The organism is Fretibacterium sp. OH1220_COT-178 (assembly GCF_003860125.1).
GTDB lineage: Bacteria > Synergistota > Synergistia > Synergistales > Aminobacteriaceae > CAJPSE01.
This window is the reverse complement of record NZ_RQYL01000006.1, coordinates 1-13,787: the sequence shown is the minus strand read 5'-3', so window position 1 is coordinate 13,787 and position 13,787 is coordinate 1. Positions and strand designations below refer to the sequence as shown.

Annotated in this window: 12 protein-coding genes; 1 reads left to right on the top strand and 11 read right to left on the bottom strand. The window is 64.6% G+C overall.

Annotation, left to right across the window (positions count from 1 at the left end; translation table 11 throughout):
• The first annotated feature begins 74 nt into the window (after positions 1-74).
• Positions 75-662: a hypothetical protein gene (locus tag EII26_RS03970; RefSeq protein WP_124887861.1), complete on the top strand. Its 588-nt coding sequence runs from the start codon at positions 75-77 to the stop codon at positions 660-662.
• Between the two features lie 267 nt (positions 663-929).
• Here the strand turns inward: EII26_RS03970 and gap are convergent, their stop codons facing one another.
• The 11 genes from gap to EII26_RS03915 form a co-directional block, all read right to left on the bottom strand.
• Positions 930-1,943 (bottom strand): type I glyceraldehyde-3-phosphate dehydrogenase, encoded by a 1,014-nt coding sequence (gene gap / locus EII26_RS03965; protein ID WP_124887860.1) that lies wholly within the window; start codon positions 1,941-1,943, stop codon positions 930-932.
• A gap of 137 nt (positions 1,944-2,080) precedes the next feature.
• A complete protein-coding gene (locus tag EII26_RS03960) occupies positions 2,081-2,701 on the bottom strand; it encodes a chromate transporter (RefSeq protein WP_148092542.1) in 621 nt (206 codons plus the stop codon).
• Positions 2,656-3,219, bottom strand: coding sequence for a chromate transporter (locus EII26_RS03955; RefSeq protein WP_124887858.1), 564 nt, complete (start codon positions 3,217-3,219; stop codon positions 2,656-2,658). The genes EII26_RS03960 and EII26_RS03955 overlap by 46 nt, the downstream gene beginning before the upstream one ends.
• Positions 3,220-3,250: 31 nt before the next feature.
• Positions 3,251-4,861 carry a gamma-glutamyltransferase family protein gene (locus tag EII26_RS03950; protein WP_124887857.1) on the bottom strand — a complete coding sequence of 537 codons (1,611 nt, stop codon included), beginning with the start codon at positions 4,859-4,861 and terminating at the stop codon, positions 3,251-3,253.
• A 162-nt stretch (positions 4,862-5,023) separates the two neighbouring features.
• Positions 5,024-5,971: an ABC transporter ATP-binding protein gene (locus EII26_RS03945; protein WP_124887856.1), complete on the bottom strand. Its 948-nt coding sequence runs from the start codon at positions 5,969-5,971 to the stop codon at positions 5,024-5,026.
• Complete coding sequence (locus EII26_RS03940) at positions 5,968-6,942, bottom strand: ABC transporter ATP-binding protein (protein WP_124887855.1); 975 nt, start codon at positions 6,940-6,942, stop codon at positions 5,968-5,970. The genes EII26_RS03945 and EII26_RS03940 overlap by 4 nt, the downstream gene beginning before the upstream one ends.
• Before the next feature lie 13 nt (positions 6,943-6,955).
• Positions 6,956-7,843, bottom strand: coding sequence for an ABC transporter permease (locus EII26_RS03935; RefSeq protein WP_124887854.1), 888 nt, complete (start codon positions 7,841-7,843; stop codon positions 6,956-6,958).
• Positions 7,844-7,858: 15 nt separating this feature from the next.
• Positions 7,859-8,791, bottom strand: coding sequence for a nickel ABC transporter permease (gene nikB / locus EII26_RS03930; protein ID WP_124887853.1), 933 nt, complete (start codon positions 8,789-8,791; stop codon positions 7,859-7,861).
• A gap of 158 nt (positions 8,792-8,949) precedes the next feature.
• Entirely contained in the window at positions 8,950-10,437 is a 1,488-nt protein-coding gene (locus EII26_RS03925) for an ABC transporter substrate-binding protein (protein ID WP_158612147.1), read from the bottom strand.
• A gap of 53 nt (positions 10,438-10,490) precedes the next feature.
• Complete coding sequence (locus tag EII26_RS03920; protein WP_124887851.1) at positions 10,491-11,456, bottom strand: thioredoxin family protein; 966 nt, start codon at positions 11,454-11,456, stop codon at positions 10,491-10,493.
• 164 nt (positions 11,457-11,620) lie between these two features.
• A complete protein-coding gene (locus tag EII26_RS03915) occupies positions 11,621-13,141 on the bottom strand; it encodes a glutathione ABC transporter substrate-binding protein (RefSeq protein ID WP_158612146.1) in 1,521 nt (506 codons plus the stop codon).
• Positions 13,142-13,787 lie beyond the last annotated feature (646 nt).

Sequence of the window (13,787 nt, the reverse complement as noted above, 5' to 3'; positions counted from 1 at the left end):
CCTCAGCCGAGCTGTGCTATACTTCGTAGTCAAGCCCAAGGTCGAATAGAGTCCGGGTTGTCTGGAGGTAAGTCATGAATCCCGAAAATAAGGACCCCAAAAAGGAACTGACCGTAAAGGACCTGTTGTCGGCCATATCCGAGACGGCGTATCCGCAGTATATCCTCGAGGCTCTGAGCCGCGTGCAGAAATGGATGCTCGACACGATGAACGCCCCGGCGGAACGGGGCATGGACCCCGTCACGGCGATGTTCGAGGACAACGGCGAGGTGGACATCGAACGGCTTTTCGAGCGGCTGGAGAGCCTGGAGCAGTACGTCGACCTGATCCCCAACACGCGGCGTCCCGAGGGCAGGCCCGACGTCATCGTCGTCAGCATGACCCCGCCGGACTACGAGAGCGGCCTGAGGACCGCGATCGACTACGCCGCGCTCTTCAACCGCAGCCATTGCAAGCGCGTGTGGATCATCAGCGACACCTTCATCTTCGAGGACACGATGCGCTACGCCGCGCATGTGGACGCCCTGGCCAGCCAGGGCATCATCCTGCGCTTCGTCCTGGTCACTCCCTGGGGCTGGGTCGAGATCCCGCTGAGCGGAGCGACGGCCTCGAGCCAGCAGTTTCTGTGGCGCAATCCCCTGAGGGGCGGCACGGGGAACTGAACGTATCGCGGATCCCAGAGGGGCCGGAAGGGCGCGATCCTTCCGGCCTTTTGCATGATCTGCCGCCAGGGGCGACGACCGGGCGACGCTCGAGGCGGTAAGGCACACGAAAAAAGCAAGGAAAACATCAAGCGTTTGCCCATCCTTTTGCTCCTCCCGCCGGCCGCCATACGAGACGCCTCTGCGTGACGGAGAAAAGCCACAGAACGTGAGAGCGGCCCCGAGGGCCGCTCTCGATTGTTCCAGGAAAGATGTTCCCGGAGGGGGCTAAGCCTTGCTGCCCATGTAGGCGGCCAGTTCGAGCATCCGGTTGGAGTAGCCGAACTCGTTGTCGTACCAGAGCATCAGCTTGACCAGCTTGCCCTCCAGGACCTTGGTGGAGGGGGCGTCCACGATGCTGGAATGCGGGTTGCTGATGATGTCGACGGAGACGATCTCATCCTCGCAGAACTCCACGATGCCCTTCAGCGGTCCCTCGGCGGCCTTCTTGAGCGTCCCGTTGACCTCCTCGAGGGTCACGGACTTCTTGAGCAGGTAATTGGCGTCCGTCAGCGAGCCGTCGATCGTGGGCACGCGGACGGCGATCATGTCCATCTTGCCCTTGAGGTCCGGGAAGAGGGGAACCATCGCCTTGGCCGCGCCCGTGGAGGCCGGAACCAGCGATACTGCGGCCGCGCGTCCCTTGCGCCCGCCGCCCTTCTGCGGCGTGTCGACCAGGAACTGGGTGGAGGTGTAGGCATGGATGGTCGTCGCCAGCAGGTTCTCGATCCCGAACGTCTCGTGCATGACCTTCGTGACCGCGGCCAGGGAGTTCGTGGTGCAGGAGGCGTTGGAGACGACGATGTCGGCCTTGGGGTCGAAGTCCTTCTCGTTCACCCCCAGGACGATCGTCCGGTCCACGCCCTCCGCGGGAGCGCTGATGATGACGTGCCTGGCCCCGGCCTCCACGTGCTTCATCGCATCGGGCTTTTTGGTGAAGCGCCCCGTGCACTCCATCACGATGTCGACGCCCAGCTTCTTCCACGGCAGGGCCGCAGGATCCCTCTCCGCGAACATCGGGATGCGGACCCCATCCAGCGTCAGGCTTTCCGAATCCGCCTTGACCTCGAAGGGAGCCTTGCCGTGCGTGGAGTCGTACTTCACGTAATACGCCATGTCCTCCGGCGGGATCAGATCGTTCAGCGCAACGATCTCGACGTCCTTGAACCTGCGCTCCAGCCAGCAGCGCAACACGATGCGTCCGATGCGCCCCAATCCGTTGATAGCCACCTTCGTCGCCATAAACAACACCTCCAGTGAAAATTGATTGAGCCTTACGCGTTCCAATTATCCCACAAAAAACGCCGTCGGCATAGAAGTCCGCCCCACCCCGACCGGAACGCGGAAGGACCGAACGCGCCCCGAAGGGGTCCGAGGGCCTAGGGCAGGAGCCCCTTCAGACACAGCCCCGCCACGGCCGAGGCCAAGATCAGGAGCTGCGGATACGCTTTGAAGATGCGCAGCCGGGACAGGGCGAAGCAGACCGCAACCAGTCCCGCCGGAAGCAGCCCGGGCAGGAGCGCCCGCAGGGAGGAGACGTCCCGGGGGATCAGCGGACGGGCCAGCGTGTAGAACGCGACCAGGAGCAGGCCCGCCACAGCCGGACGCAGTGCCCTCTGAAAGGCCTCGATGTGCCTCCGCATCCCCTCCGAGGCCAGGGCGATCAGCCCCAGCAGGAGCGCGATCACCAGCACCGGTGTGCCCACGAGGGCTACGCTGGCCCAAAGCGAGCCCCAAAAACCCGCCAGACGGTACCCCACGAAGGTCGCGGAGTTCAGGGCCACGGGGCCCGGAGTCATCTGGGCCAGGGAGATGGTCTGGGCGAACATCGTCTCCGTGAGCCAGGGCCGCACCACGACCAGCTCGTGGTGGATGAACGGGATCGTCGCGAGCCCTCCGCCGAAGGCCCCCATCGCGACCTTGGCGAAGACCGCGACCAGCATCGCCAGGGTGCTCATGACGGGCTCCCCGATCCGGCCCCGGAGCCCGCTTTCAGCCAACCCCCGGCGATGGAGACCAGCGCCCCCGCCCCCAGAGCGAGGAAGGGATGGACGTCCCAGACGATCAGCAGGGCCGCCGTCACGACGAAGGCCGCTATCTGGGGCAGGCCGACGAACACCGAGGCCTTGATCATCTTCCACAGGGCGTTCCAGACCACCACCACGACCCCCGCGGAGGCGCCCGCGAAGAAGGCGATCATCCAGGGGTTCGAGAGATGATTCAGGATGAGCGAGGAGAGGAAGAGGATGCTCAGGAACGGGGCCAGCGACGTTCCGAGAACGGCGACGCACGCCCCCGGCCATCCCGCCAGGGCTTTGCCCGCCACAAAGGAGAGGTTCGTCGCGATAGGGCCGGGCACGGCCGTCGCCAGGACGATCATGTCCGCGATCTCCTCGTCCGTGAACTCGCCCGTGGCGCGCACCTCGGACTCGATGACCCCCAGCATGACGATCCCGCCCCCGATGGTGAAGGCTCCGATCCTGAAAAAGCGCGTAAAGATGGACCAAAGACGCTGCATGAAAAAACAGGACTCCTTTCGAAAAACGGCCTCACCAGGCGGCGACGCATCCGTCCGTCCGCGGCTCGGTCCCCCCGGCCAGGGTGCCGTGAACCGTCCTCGCGATGATCTCTCCCCGCCCGAACGGCGTCGGGTCGTACATCATCCGGATGTCGTGCCCCCGGTCGGCCAGGCCTCTGGCGACGTCGACGGATACCCCCCGCTCCACCTGAACGCCAAGCCCCTCCGTCCACTGCCAGCGCGGCGCGTCCAGGGCCTCCTGCGGATTCATCCCGAAGTCGACCAGGTTCGAGACCACCTGGAGATGTCCCTGAGGCTGCATGAAGCCCCCCATGACCCCAAAGGGCCCCACGGGGCGGCCGCCCCTCGACAAAAAGCCCGGGATGATCGTGTGATAGGGCTTCTTTCCGGGGGCCAGGCAGTTCGGAGACCGGGGATCCAGGCTGAAGTTGTTGCCGCGGTTGTGGAGGGCGATGCCCGTCTCCGGGACCACCAGCCCCGAACCGAAGCCCATGTAGTTGCTCTGGATCATGGAGACCATGTTCCCCTCCCCGTCGGCCGCGGCCAGGTAGACCGTGCCTCCCCGCGCCGGGCTCCCCGGGACGGGGTCGAGCGCAGCGGCCCCGATCAGCCTGCGCCGCTCGGCCGCATAGCCCTCGGAGAGCAGGTCGCCGGCCGTGCAGGTCATGTAGCGAGGGTCGGCGACATAGGCCAGCGCATCCGCAAAGGCCAGTTTCATCGCCTCGATCTGGAGGTGGTAGACATCCGGCCTCTCGCGGTCGGCCGGCAGGTCGAACCCCTTGAGCAGGTTCAGGGCCATGAGAGCCGCGATGCCGTGCCCGTTCGGGGGGATCTCCCAGACGTCGTAGCCCCGGTAGTTCACGGACAGGGGCTCGACCCACTCGGGCCGATAGGCGGCCAGGTCCGTGGCCCGAAGCCAGCCGCCGCACCGCGCCGAGAAGGCGTCGATCCGTTCGGCGATATCGCCCTCGTAAAAGGCCCTCGCCCCGCTCTCCGCGATCTGGGCGAGGGTTCGCGCGTGGTCCAAAGAGCGCCAGACCTCCCCGGGCTCTGGCGCACGCCCCTCGGGGCAGAAGGTTTCGAACCAGTTCCGAAACTCCTCGCCGCGGCACTGATCGGAGTATTTTCTGAAGGCATTCCGCCACATCCGCGCCGCGACCGGGGAAACGGCGTACCCCTCCGATGCGCAGGCGACGGCCGGGGCCAGCACCTGTGCCAGAGGGAGCCTGCCGAACCGCCCCACCAATTCCGCCCACCCGCCGGGGGCCCCCGGGACCGTGACGGGCACCCAGCCGTACTTCGGCATCGCTCCGTGCCCCGCCTCGCGCAGGGCATCGGCGTCCGCCAACGCCGGCGCGGGGCCGCTCGCGTTCAGCCCGTGAAGGCGCCCCTCCGCCCAGACCAGGGCAAAACAGTCCCCCCCTATCCCGTTGGCGGTGGGCTCCACGACGGTCAGGCATGCGGCCGTCGCGACGGCCGCATCCACGGCGTTGCCGCCCTTCTTCAGGATATCCAGTCCCGCCTGAGCGGCCAGCGGCTGCCCGGTGGCGACCATGCCCCGGGAGCCGAACACCACGGTACGGCAGGAGGGATATCGGTAGCGCGTCGCATCGAAGTTCATCTGATGTCCCCTTTTCAAACAAAAATGTCGCACGAAAGGCGGAAGCGCCCCGAGAGGGCTTGGGGCGCTCCGAACCATCCCCGGGCGGGAGGGAACCCCCTCCGCCCGGCACACAATTCGAGAGGGACGGGATTGCGGTCAATCGCGTCCGGTCTCGCACCCTCAGGCGTCCAGGTGACACGCGACGAAGTGGCCTCCGCCGCGGTCCGTCAGAGGGGGTTCCTGTTCCGCACAGAGCGGGAAGGCGTACCGGCAGCGCGTTCGGAACCGGCACCCCGACGGCGGGTCGATCGGGCTCGGAACCCCACCCGTAAGGATAATCCTTTCCCGCGACCGCCGCAAGCGGGGGATGGGCACCGCGGACAGAAGGGCCTGGGAGTAGGGGTGCAGGGTGCTGACGAAGAGATCGCGGGTCGCGGCCAGCTCGACGATCTTCCCCAGGTACATGACCGCCACGCGGTCGCTGAGGTGCCGGATCACCGAGAGGTCGTGGGACACGAAAAGATAGGCCAGCCTCAGACGCTCCTGAAGCTCGCTCAGGAGGTTCAGGATCTGGGCCTGAATCGAGACGTCGAGCGCGGACACCGGCTCGTCGCACACGATGAAGCTGGGATTCAGAGCCAGGGCCCTGGCGATGCCGACGCGCTGGCGCCGTCCGCCGTCCAGCTCGTGAGGGTACTTGTTGTAGAGCCTGGAGCTCAGGCCGACGAAATCCATGAGCTCCTCCACCCGCCGCTCCCGCTCCGCCCGGGTCCCGACCCTGTGGATGTAGAGCGGCTTTCCGATCGTATCCCCCAGCGTCTTGCGGGGATCGAGCGAGGAGAACGGGTCCTGGAAGATGATCTGCATCTCCCTGCGCATGGCCGTCATCTCCGCGCCTTTAAGCGCCAGCACATCCTTGCCCTTGTAGACCACGGAACCCGACGTCGCCTCGGTCAGGCGGACGATGACGCGGCCAGTCGTCGACTTGCCGCACCCGGACTCCCCCACCAGCCCCAGGGTCTCGCCCTCGTTCAGCGAGAAGGACACCCCGTCCACGGCGTGAACGGTCCCCCCCGCCACCTTGAAATACTTCTTCAGGTCGCGTACGACCAGCAACGGCTCGCTCATCCGCGAGTCCCCCCTTCGGCATGGAGATGACAGAGGACGAAATGTCCGTCCCGTTCGCAAGAGGGCGGCGGGACCGTGCGGCAGACCTCGAGGCACTCGGGACACCGCGGATGGAAGGGGCACCCCGAGGGCAGGTTGAACGGGTCCGGCATCAGGCCGAGGATGGGCCGAATGACCGAGTTCTCCTCCTCGATGTCGGGGATGCACTGGAACAGACCCCGGGTGTAGGGATGCTTGGGGCGATCGAAGATCTGTTCCAGCTCCCCCTTCTCGACGATCTCCCCCGCGTACATGACCGCGACGTGATCGCACACCTCCCCGACGACGCCGAGGTCGTGGGTGATCAGCATCATGGCCGTCGACATCTCGTCGCGGAGCTCGCGGATCAGCTCGATGACCTGCGCCTGCACGGTCACGTCGAGGGCCGTCGTGGGCTCGTCCGCGATGATCAGACGGGGGTTGCAGGCCAGGGCCATGGCGATGCCGATGCGCTGGCGCATCCCCCCGCTGAACTCGTGGGGGTACTCGCGGCTTCGGGCGCCCGGGATCTGGACCTTCTCCATCAGGGCCTCGGCCCGCTTCATGGCCTCGGCCGCACCGACGCGCTGATGGGCCGCGATCACCTCCGCAATCTGGAGCCCCACGGTGAGCACGGGGTTGAGCGAGGTCATGGGGTCCTGGAAGATCATGGAGATCTGGTTGCCCCGCACCTGCTTCATGTCCTCCTCGGGGAGCGAATGGAGCGCACGTCCGTCGAAGAAGATCTCGCCGCTCTCGACGATGCCGGGAGGGGACGGGATCAGGCGCATCAGCGAGAGGGCCGTCGTGGTCTTGCCCGCACCGCTCTCCCCGACCAACCCCAGGGTTTCCTTCTCGCCGATCTCGAAGCTGACGCCGTTTACGGCGTGCACGGTCCCCTCGAACGTTCGGTATTTCACACGCAGATCTTTCACGTTCAGCAAAGCGCACATCCGAAAGCCCTCCTCACTGGCGCAGCCGGGGGTCGAGGGCGTCGCGCAGCCCGTCCCCGAAGAGATTCAGGGCCAGGACGACCATGGCGATGACCAGTCCCGGGAAAAAGGTGAGGTGCGGCGCGTTGCGCATGTACTGCCGCCCCAGACTGAGCATGGACCCCCACTCCGCCGTCGGGGGCTGTATGCCGAGCCCCAGGAAGCTCAGGGCGGCTGCGGAGAGGATCGCCGCGGCCACGCCCAGGGTGCTCTGAACGATGATCGGGGCCATGCAGTTGGGCAGGATGTTCTCCGTGATGATTCGGAGGTCGCTGGCCCCGATGGCGCGGGCCGCCTCCACGAACTCCTGGCCGCGCACCGACAGCGCGGAGGCGCGGACGATGCGCGCATAGCGCGGGATCTGGCTGACGCCCACCGCGATCATCAGGTTCAGCAGGTTGGCCCCCAGCGCCCCGACGATGGCGATCGCCAGGATGATCTGCGGAACCGCGAGCAGAACGTCCATCAGCCGCATCAGGAGGTTGTCGATTCGGCCCCCATAGTAGCCCACGACGGCCCCTATGAAGCCGCCGAAGAAAGCCCCGATCCCCACCGCGATGAAACCGACGTAGAGGGATATCCGCGCTCCATAGATGATCCGGCTGAGCTGGTCGCGGCCGAAGTTGTCGGTCCCGAGCGGATGTTTCCAGGAGGGCGGGGCCAGCCTCGGGCCGGAGTTCATCTTATTGGGATCGTACGGCGCCAGATAGGGCGCGAAGATCGCCATCAAGGTCAGCAAAAGGATGACGACGAGGCCCAGCACGGCCCCCTTGTTGCTGCGGAGACGGCGCCACAGCTCGCCCAGCCGGCTCTGCCGGCTCTCCCGAACGCGGCCCGGAGAGGCCGTTTGAACGTTTCCCATGGTTCACAGCACCTCCTAGCCCGCCCGGTACTGGGCCTTGATCCTGGGGTCCAGCAGGGCGTAGATCAGATCGACCCCGAGGTTGACGAGGCTCAGACAGAACGCGAAAAACAGGACGCCCCCCTGGACGACGGGGTAGTCGTGGAAGCGGATCGCGTCGATGATCAGCCGCCCCACCCCGGGGATCGAGAAGATCGTCTCCGTGATCACGACCCCGCCCAGCATGTTGCCGAAGTAGAGCCCTGCGACCGTCACGACGGGGATCAGCACGTTGCTGAGGATGTGGCGCGACAGGATGAGCCGCCAGGCCAGTCCCTTGGCCTTCGCCGTCCGGACGTAGTCCTGGCGGATGACCTCCAGCATGCTCGAACGCGTCATGCGCGCGATGACCGCCATGGTGTTCGTGCCCAAGACGATCGTCGGCATGATGAGCTGTTTCCAGGACCCGTACCCGGAGGACGGCAGCACCGGGAGCATGATGGAGAACGTCAGCATCAGCATCAGCCCCAGCCAGAAGCCCGGCAGCGAGAAGCCCAGAAGGGCCACGAAGTTGCAGAGGGTGTCGATCCAGGTGTTCTGCCGAAGGGCCGCGGCGATGCCCAGGGGAATGCCCATCGCTACCGCCAGCAACATGCTCCAGGAGGCCAGTTCGAGCGTGGGCTTGAACCGGTCGACGATCTCCTCCAGCACGGGGTTGTTGGTGCGGATCGAGCGGCCGAAATCCCCGCGCACCGCTCGGGCCATAAAGGACAGGTACTGGACCGTCAGGGGTTCGTTCAGGCCGAGCTGAGCCCGCAGCTCCTCGAGGTCCTGCGCCGTCGCGCTCGGCCCCAGCATGGTCTCGGCGGGATCGCCGGGGGCAAGGTGAATGATCGAGAAGATCAGGAGTGAGACCCCGATCAACACCGGTATCAGAAACAAAATTCGCCTCGAAATATAACGCAGCATGTGCTCGCTTCTCCCTTTAGGAATCAAACGCAGGGGCCGGACCCGGGAAATCCCGAAGTTGGGCCGACGCCCCCTGCGGCTCTGTCGGACGGACCGTACTCGGATCCGGGGTCCGAACGGGATGGAGGAACGCCAATCGCCGGTGGCCGGGTTTTCCCCTAGGGCTCCATGGAAACGTTGAACAGGCGGTAGACCTGGTTGGGATAGATCTCAAACCCGTTGACCTTCGGGCTGGAACCGCACAGGAGCTTTCGGGAGTGCATCAGGACGATGGGCACCTCCTCGTTGAAGTAGCGCTGGGCCTCTCGGTATATGGCCTTGCGCTTCTCGGGGTCCAGCGTCCGGCGCCCCTCGGCCATCAGCTCGTCGAACTTGGAATCGGCCCAATGGGCGCGGTTCGAGGAACCGATGTTCTTGGAATCGTAAAGGTAGGAGAGCGCGCCGTCCGCGTCGCCCGTTCCGCTCCAGCCCAGGGTGAACATGCCGTCCACCCCTTTGCGGGTCTCGGCCAGATACGCGCCCCACTCCAGGGACACGACCTCCGCCTCGATTCCCACCTCGGCGAAAAAGGCCTGAAACTGCTCCGCAGTCGCTCGGGACTGGCTCTGCGTGCTGGAATAAAGCTTCGTCTTGAAGCCGTTGGGGTAGCCCGCCTCCACGAGGAGCGCCTTGGCCTTCTCCACGTCGTAGGGATACGGGTCCTCGGGGAGCGTCTCGTCGAAGCCCCAGATCTGCTCGGTCATGGGACCGCGGCTCTTCACCGCCATGCCGAAATAGATGGCATCGATCAGCGCATCGACGTCCACGGCATAGTTCAGCGCCTGGCGCACCCGCTTGTCCTGGAAGGGCGTCGCCTGCGCGTTGAACGCGTAGTAGTTCGAGGTGATGCTCGGCTTCTCGTAGACCTTGAACCTGCCCTCGGCCTTGATCCGGGCGTAATCCTGAGCCGGGAGGTCGATGCAGATGTCCACACCGCCGGACTCCAGCTCGATGACCCGGGTGGCCTCCTCCGGAATGCCGCGGAAGACCATTCGATCGACCTTCGGCATCCCCTCGAAGTACTTGTCGAACTTCTTCAGCTCCACCCGATCCCCCGGACGCCAGACGTCCAGCATGAACGGCCCCGTGCCGACGGGATGCCTGCCGTAGTCCTCCCCGGCCTCCCGGACCGCCTTCTCGTTCAGCATGCACATCTCGTAGCGGCCCAGGTTCGATATCAGAGGCGCATAGGGAGCCTTCGTCACGATCCTGACGGTGTACCTGTCCACAACCTCGACCTTGTCGACCTCCCGGATATGGGTCACGCCGGGAGAGGCCGTCTTGGGGTCCAGCATCCGCTCCAGGGTGAATTTCACGTCGTCGGCGGTGAACTCCTCGCCGTTGTGGAACAGCACGCCTTTGCGCAGATGGAAGAGCCAGGTGAGGTCATCCGGATTCTCCCAGGATTCCGCCAGGTCGCCCTTGAACTCCATGTTCGGGTCCGGCTGCACCAGCGCGTTGTAAACCTGCCTCATGACGTTGGCCGAATACGCGTCCGCCGCTTTGTGAGGATCCAGGGTGCTGATGTCGGACATCTGCGCCACCCTCAGCACCACCTCCGCGGACGCCGCCCCCGCGAACGCCGCCCAGGCAACGACCGTGCACAAACAAACCGCCCCTCGCAAAATTCGCATCGAAACCCTTCCTTTCCCGCTCGAGTTTACGAAGGTCCCGCATCCACGAACTGCCGAACCTCCAGGGTATACCCCTCCGGATCGTTGATCAGAAAACGCCGAAAGGGGACTTTCTCCTGATACATGAACGCATAATCTCCCACCGGAACTCCCTGGGCCCTCAGGGAATCGTGCCAGCCGATCGCGTCGTCGGTCACCAACGTGACCGCCACCGAATCCGGATGCTCCACCGAGGCGTCGCTCCGCCCCCATTCGGCCCTAGGCCCCCGGACGATCCCCAGCAAAGAGCTGTCCGAAACGCGGTAAAGGCGCAGGGTCTCGCTGGCCTGCAGAAGCTCGAGCTTCAGATGGCGTTCGTAAAAATCGGCCGCACGTCGGGGGTCCGGATAGGGGAGATACACAATTTGAGACGAGAATCCCAACGACGCGCTCCGAACCCCCTCCCCAGCCCGGCCAAAAGGACTATCGCTTTGCAGCAGGGCCAGAAGCTCCTTCTCCAAATCGGGCCCATACGCCTCCCCCGATCGATAGGCCTGCGTGACCGCCCTCCTGGACGAAGCGTCCCCGGCGGCCTCCCAATCCTCGTCGACCCGCCTCGGGTGCCCGACGAAGGCCCCCTTCAGGAGCACTCCGCCGTTCGTAAAGGGCAGCACCGTGGGAACACGCGTGACCCCGGTGGCGGCAAGCACCAGTTTCAAATGGTCCTCTCTCCTGAAGAAGACGACGCGGATTCTCGGGTTCCTGTCCTCCATGCGCTTCAGAAACGGCGCCAGAAACAGGCAATCGGGACACCCCACCTTGGAGAACACGGCCAAGACGATCGACCCCGCAAACTTCCCGACCGCCTCCCCGAAAACCGCGGACTCCCTCGGGGTCCGGGCCTGTTCCAGCAAAATGCGCCCGGACTCCTCGTCCCAGAGCTCGACGTACCGTTCGAAGGAGACGCCCGACGAGAGATCGAGACGCATTTCCTCCGTTTTGTCCGTATCCATTTCCCGCAATTCCCCCTCACTCGCCGCAAACGGCAATCGGGTTCCAAAGAAGGGCCCCGACCTCGCCCCCGCGGCATCCCACAGCCCTTTTCGGGCTCCAGACACCGGGACCGGGAGGAGGTTCGGGGCCTTTTCGCCTTTTTCTATCGAGAACGTCGAGCTCCCTACTTCTCCAGGGATACGTTGAACAGCCTGTAGACGTTGTTGGGGTAGATCTCGAACCCCTTGACCTTCGGGCTCGACGCACACAGATTCTTACGGGAGAGCATCAGGACGATGGGGACCTCCTCGTTGAAGTAGCGCTGAGCCTCCTTGTAGACCGCCTTGCGCTTCTCGGGGTCCAGCGTCCGGCGCCCCTCGGCCAGGAATTCGTCGAACTTGGGATCGTTCCAGCGGGCGCGGTTCGAGGAGCCGATGTTCTTGGAATCGTAGAGGTACGTCAGTGCGCCGTCGGCGTCGCCCGTCCCGCTCCAGCCCAGGGTGAACATGCCGTCGACGCCCTTGCGGGTCTCGGCCAGATACGCGCCCCACTCCAGGGACACGACCTCCGCCTCGATGCCGACTTCGGCGAAGAATCCCTGGAACAGCTCCGCCGTGGAGCGGGAGGCCGTCTGAGTGCTGGCATAGAGCTTCATTTTGAAGCCGTTGGGATATCCCGCCTCGGCGAGGAGCGCCTTGGCCTTCTCGACGTCATAGGGGTACGGATCCTCGGGAAGCGTCTCGTCGAAGCCCCAGACCCGCTCGGACATCGGTCCGCGGCTCTTCACGGCCTTTCCGAAGTAGATCGAGTCGATGATGACGTCCACGTCCACGGCGTAGTTCAGAGCCTGGCGCACCCGCTTGTCCTGGAAGGGCGTGGCCTCCACGTTGAAGGCGTAGTAGTTCGAGGGCACCGACGGCTTCTCGTAGACCGTGAACTTGCCCTCGGACTGAAGGCGGTCGAAATCCTGCGCGGGGAAATCGATGCAGAGATCCACGCCGCCCGACTCCAGCTCGATGACCCGCGTGGCGTCCTCGGGGATGCCCCGGAAGACGATCCGGTCCACCTTGGGCTCGCCCTCGAAGTATTTATCGAACTTTTTCACCTCGACCCGATCGCCGGGGCGCCAGATGTCCAGCATGAACGGCCCCGTGCCGACGGGCTTCTTGTTGTACTCCTCCCCCGCCTCCTTGACGGCCTTCTCGTTCAGCATGCACATCTCGTAGCGGCCGAGGCTGGAGAGCAGGGGCGCGAAGGGGGTCTTCGTCACGATCTTCACGGTGTATCTGTCCACGACCTCGACCTTCTCGATCTCCCGGATGTGCGTCACCCCGGGGGATGCCGTCGCAGGGTCCAGCATGCGGTCGAAGGTGAACTTGACGTCGTCGGCGGTGAACTCCTCGCCGTTATGGAACAGGACGCCCTTGCGCAGGTGGAAGATCCACGTGAGGTCGTCCGGGTTCTCCCAGGACTCCGCCAGATCCCCCTTGAACTCCATGTTGGCGTCCGGCTGGATCAGGGCGTTGTAGACCTGCCTCAGCACCGTGCCCGAGTAGACGTCCGTAATCTTGTGCGGGTCCAGGCCGCTGATATCCGACAACAAAGCCACCCTCAGGACGGTCTCCGCCCCGGCAAGCCCCGCCCCTGCGGTCAGCAGAACCGCCGAGGCAAACAAAACCCCACATACCTTTTTCCACCGCTGCATACCCTCATCACCTTTCAAAATATAAATATTGTGACACCGTTGCACCCAAGGCCCCGCCAAGCCGCAAAACGGACGGCAGGCCATCGGCAACGCTCGAAAAACCTATTCTGAATCCAATCCGGAACTTTCAGGAAGGTACTGATTGAATCGGCGGTGCCTCGGGACGGGACGGACCGAACGAAAAAACGCCTCCCGATGGATTGACACATAAAAACACAGCCGATCGATACCAGAATCGCGGTAAGAGTATAGCAGATTCCTTGTTTTCTTGCCAAGCAAAATGAGCCATGGAAAATAGGGAGGCATCGCATGGCCCCAAAGCTTCGGTCCCGTCCGGCGACGCCGGACGGGACCGAACCCAGGAACAGATTCACGTTGTGGAACCAAACGTCCGCAGGCGTCGCCCTCGCGGCATAAGCGGACAACCAGCGAGTGCAACGAGCTGCGTTGGTCGCTTAGACACGGGGCGACGTAAGCGGACCGAAGGTCTGATAAAAAAACTAAGCGACCCGCTCAACTCGCTCCCGCTCGTTGGCGGTCTGCTTATACGGCTTGCCGTACCGACACACCCCACGAGGCTCACGCCTCGTGGAAGGCGGTCCTTCGGCGATGTGACACGCAGAAAGTCGCTGGGGGCGATCAGGGC

Excerpts from the sequence above, each read along its gene's own strand:
- gap (WP_124887860.1), bottom strand. The coding sequence starts at position 1,943 with ATGGCGACGAAGGTGGCTATCAACGGATTGGGGCGCATCGGACGCATC.
- EII26_RS03920 (WP_124887851.1), bottom strand. The coding sequence starts at position 11,456 with ATGGATACGGACAAAACGGAGGAAATGCGTCTCGATCTCTCGTCGGGC.
- EII26_RS03940 (WP_124887855.1), bottom strand. The coding sequence starts at position 6,942 with ATGTGCGCTTTGCTGAACGTGAAAGATCTGCGTGTGAAATACCGAACG.
- EII26_RS03945 (WP_124887856.1), bottom strand. The coding sequence starts at position 5,971 with ATGAGCGAGCCGTTGCTGGTCGTACGCGACCTGAAGAAGTATTTCAAG.
- EII26_RS03955 (WP_124887858.1), bottom strand. The coding sequence starts at position 3,219 with ATGCAGCGTCTTTGGTCCATCTTTACGCGCTTTTTCAGGATCGGAGCC.
- EII26_RS03970 (WP_124887861.1), top strand. The coding sequence starts at position 75 with ATGAATCCCGAAAATAAGGACCCCAAAAAGGAACTGACCGTAAAGGAC.
- EII26_RS03935 (WP_124887854.1), bottom strand. The coding sequence starts at position 7,843 with ATGGGAAACGTTCAAACGGCCTCTCCGGGCCGCGTTCGGGAGAGCCGG.
- EII26_RS03915 (WP_158612146.1), bottom strand. The coding sequence starts at position 13,141 with ATGCAGCGGTGGAAAAAGGTATGTGGGGTTTTGTTTGCCTCGGCGGTT.
- EII26_RS03950 (WP_124887857.1), bottom strand. The coding sequence starts at position 4,861 with ATGAACTTCGATGCGACGCGCTACCGATATCCCTCCTGCCGTACCGTG.
- nikB (WP_124887853.1), bottom strand. The coding sequence starts at position 8,791 with ATGCTGCGTTATATTTCGAGGCGAATTTTGTTTCTGATACCGGTGTTG.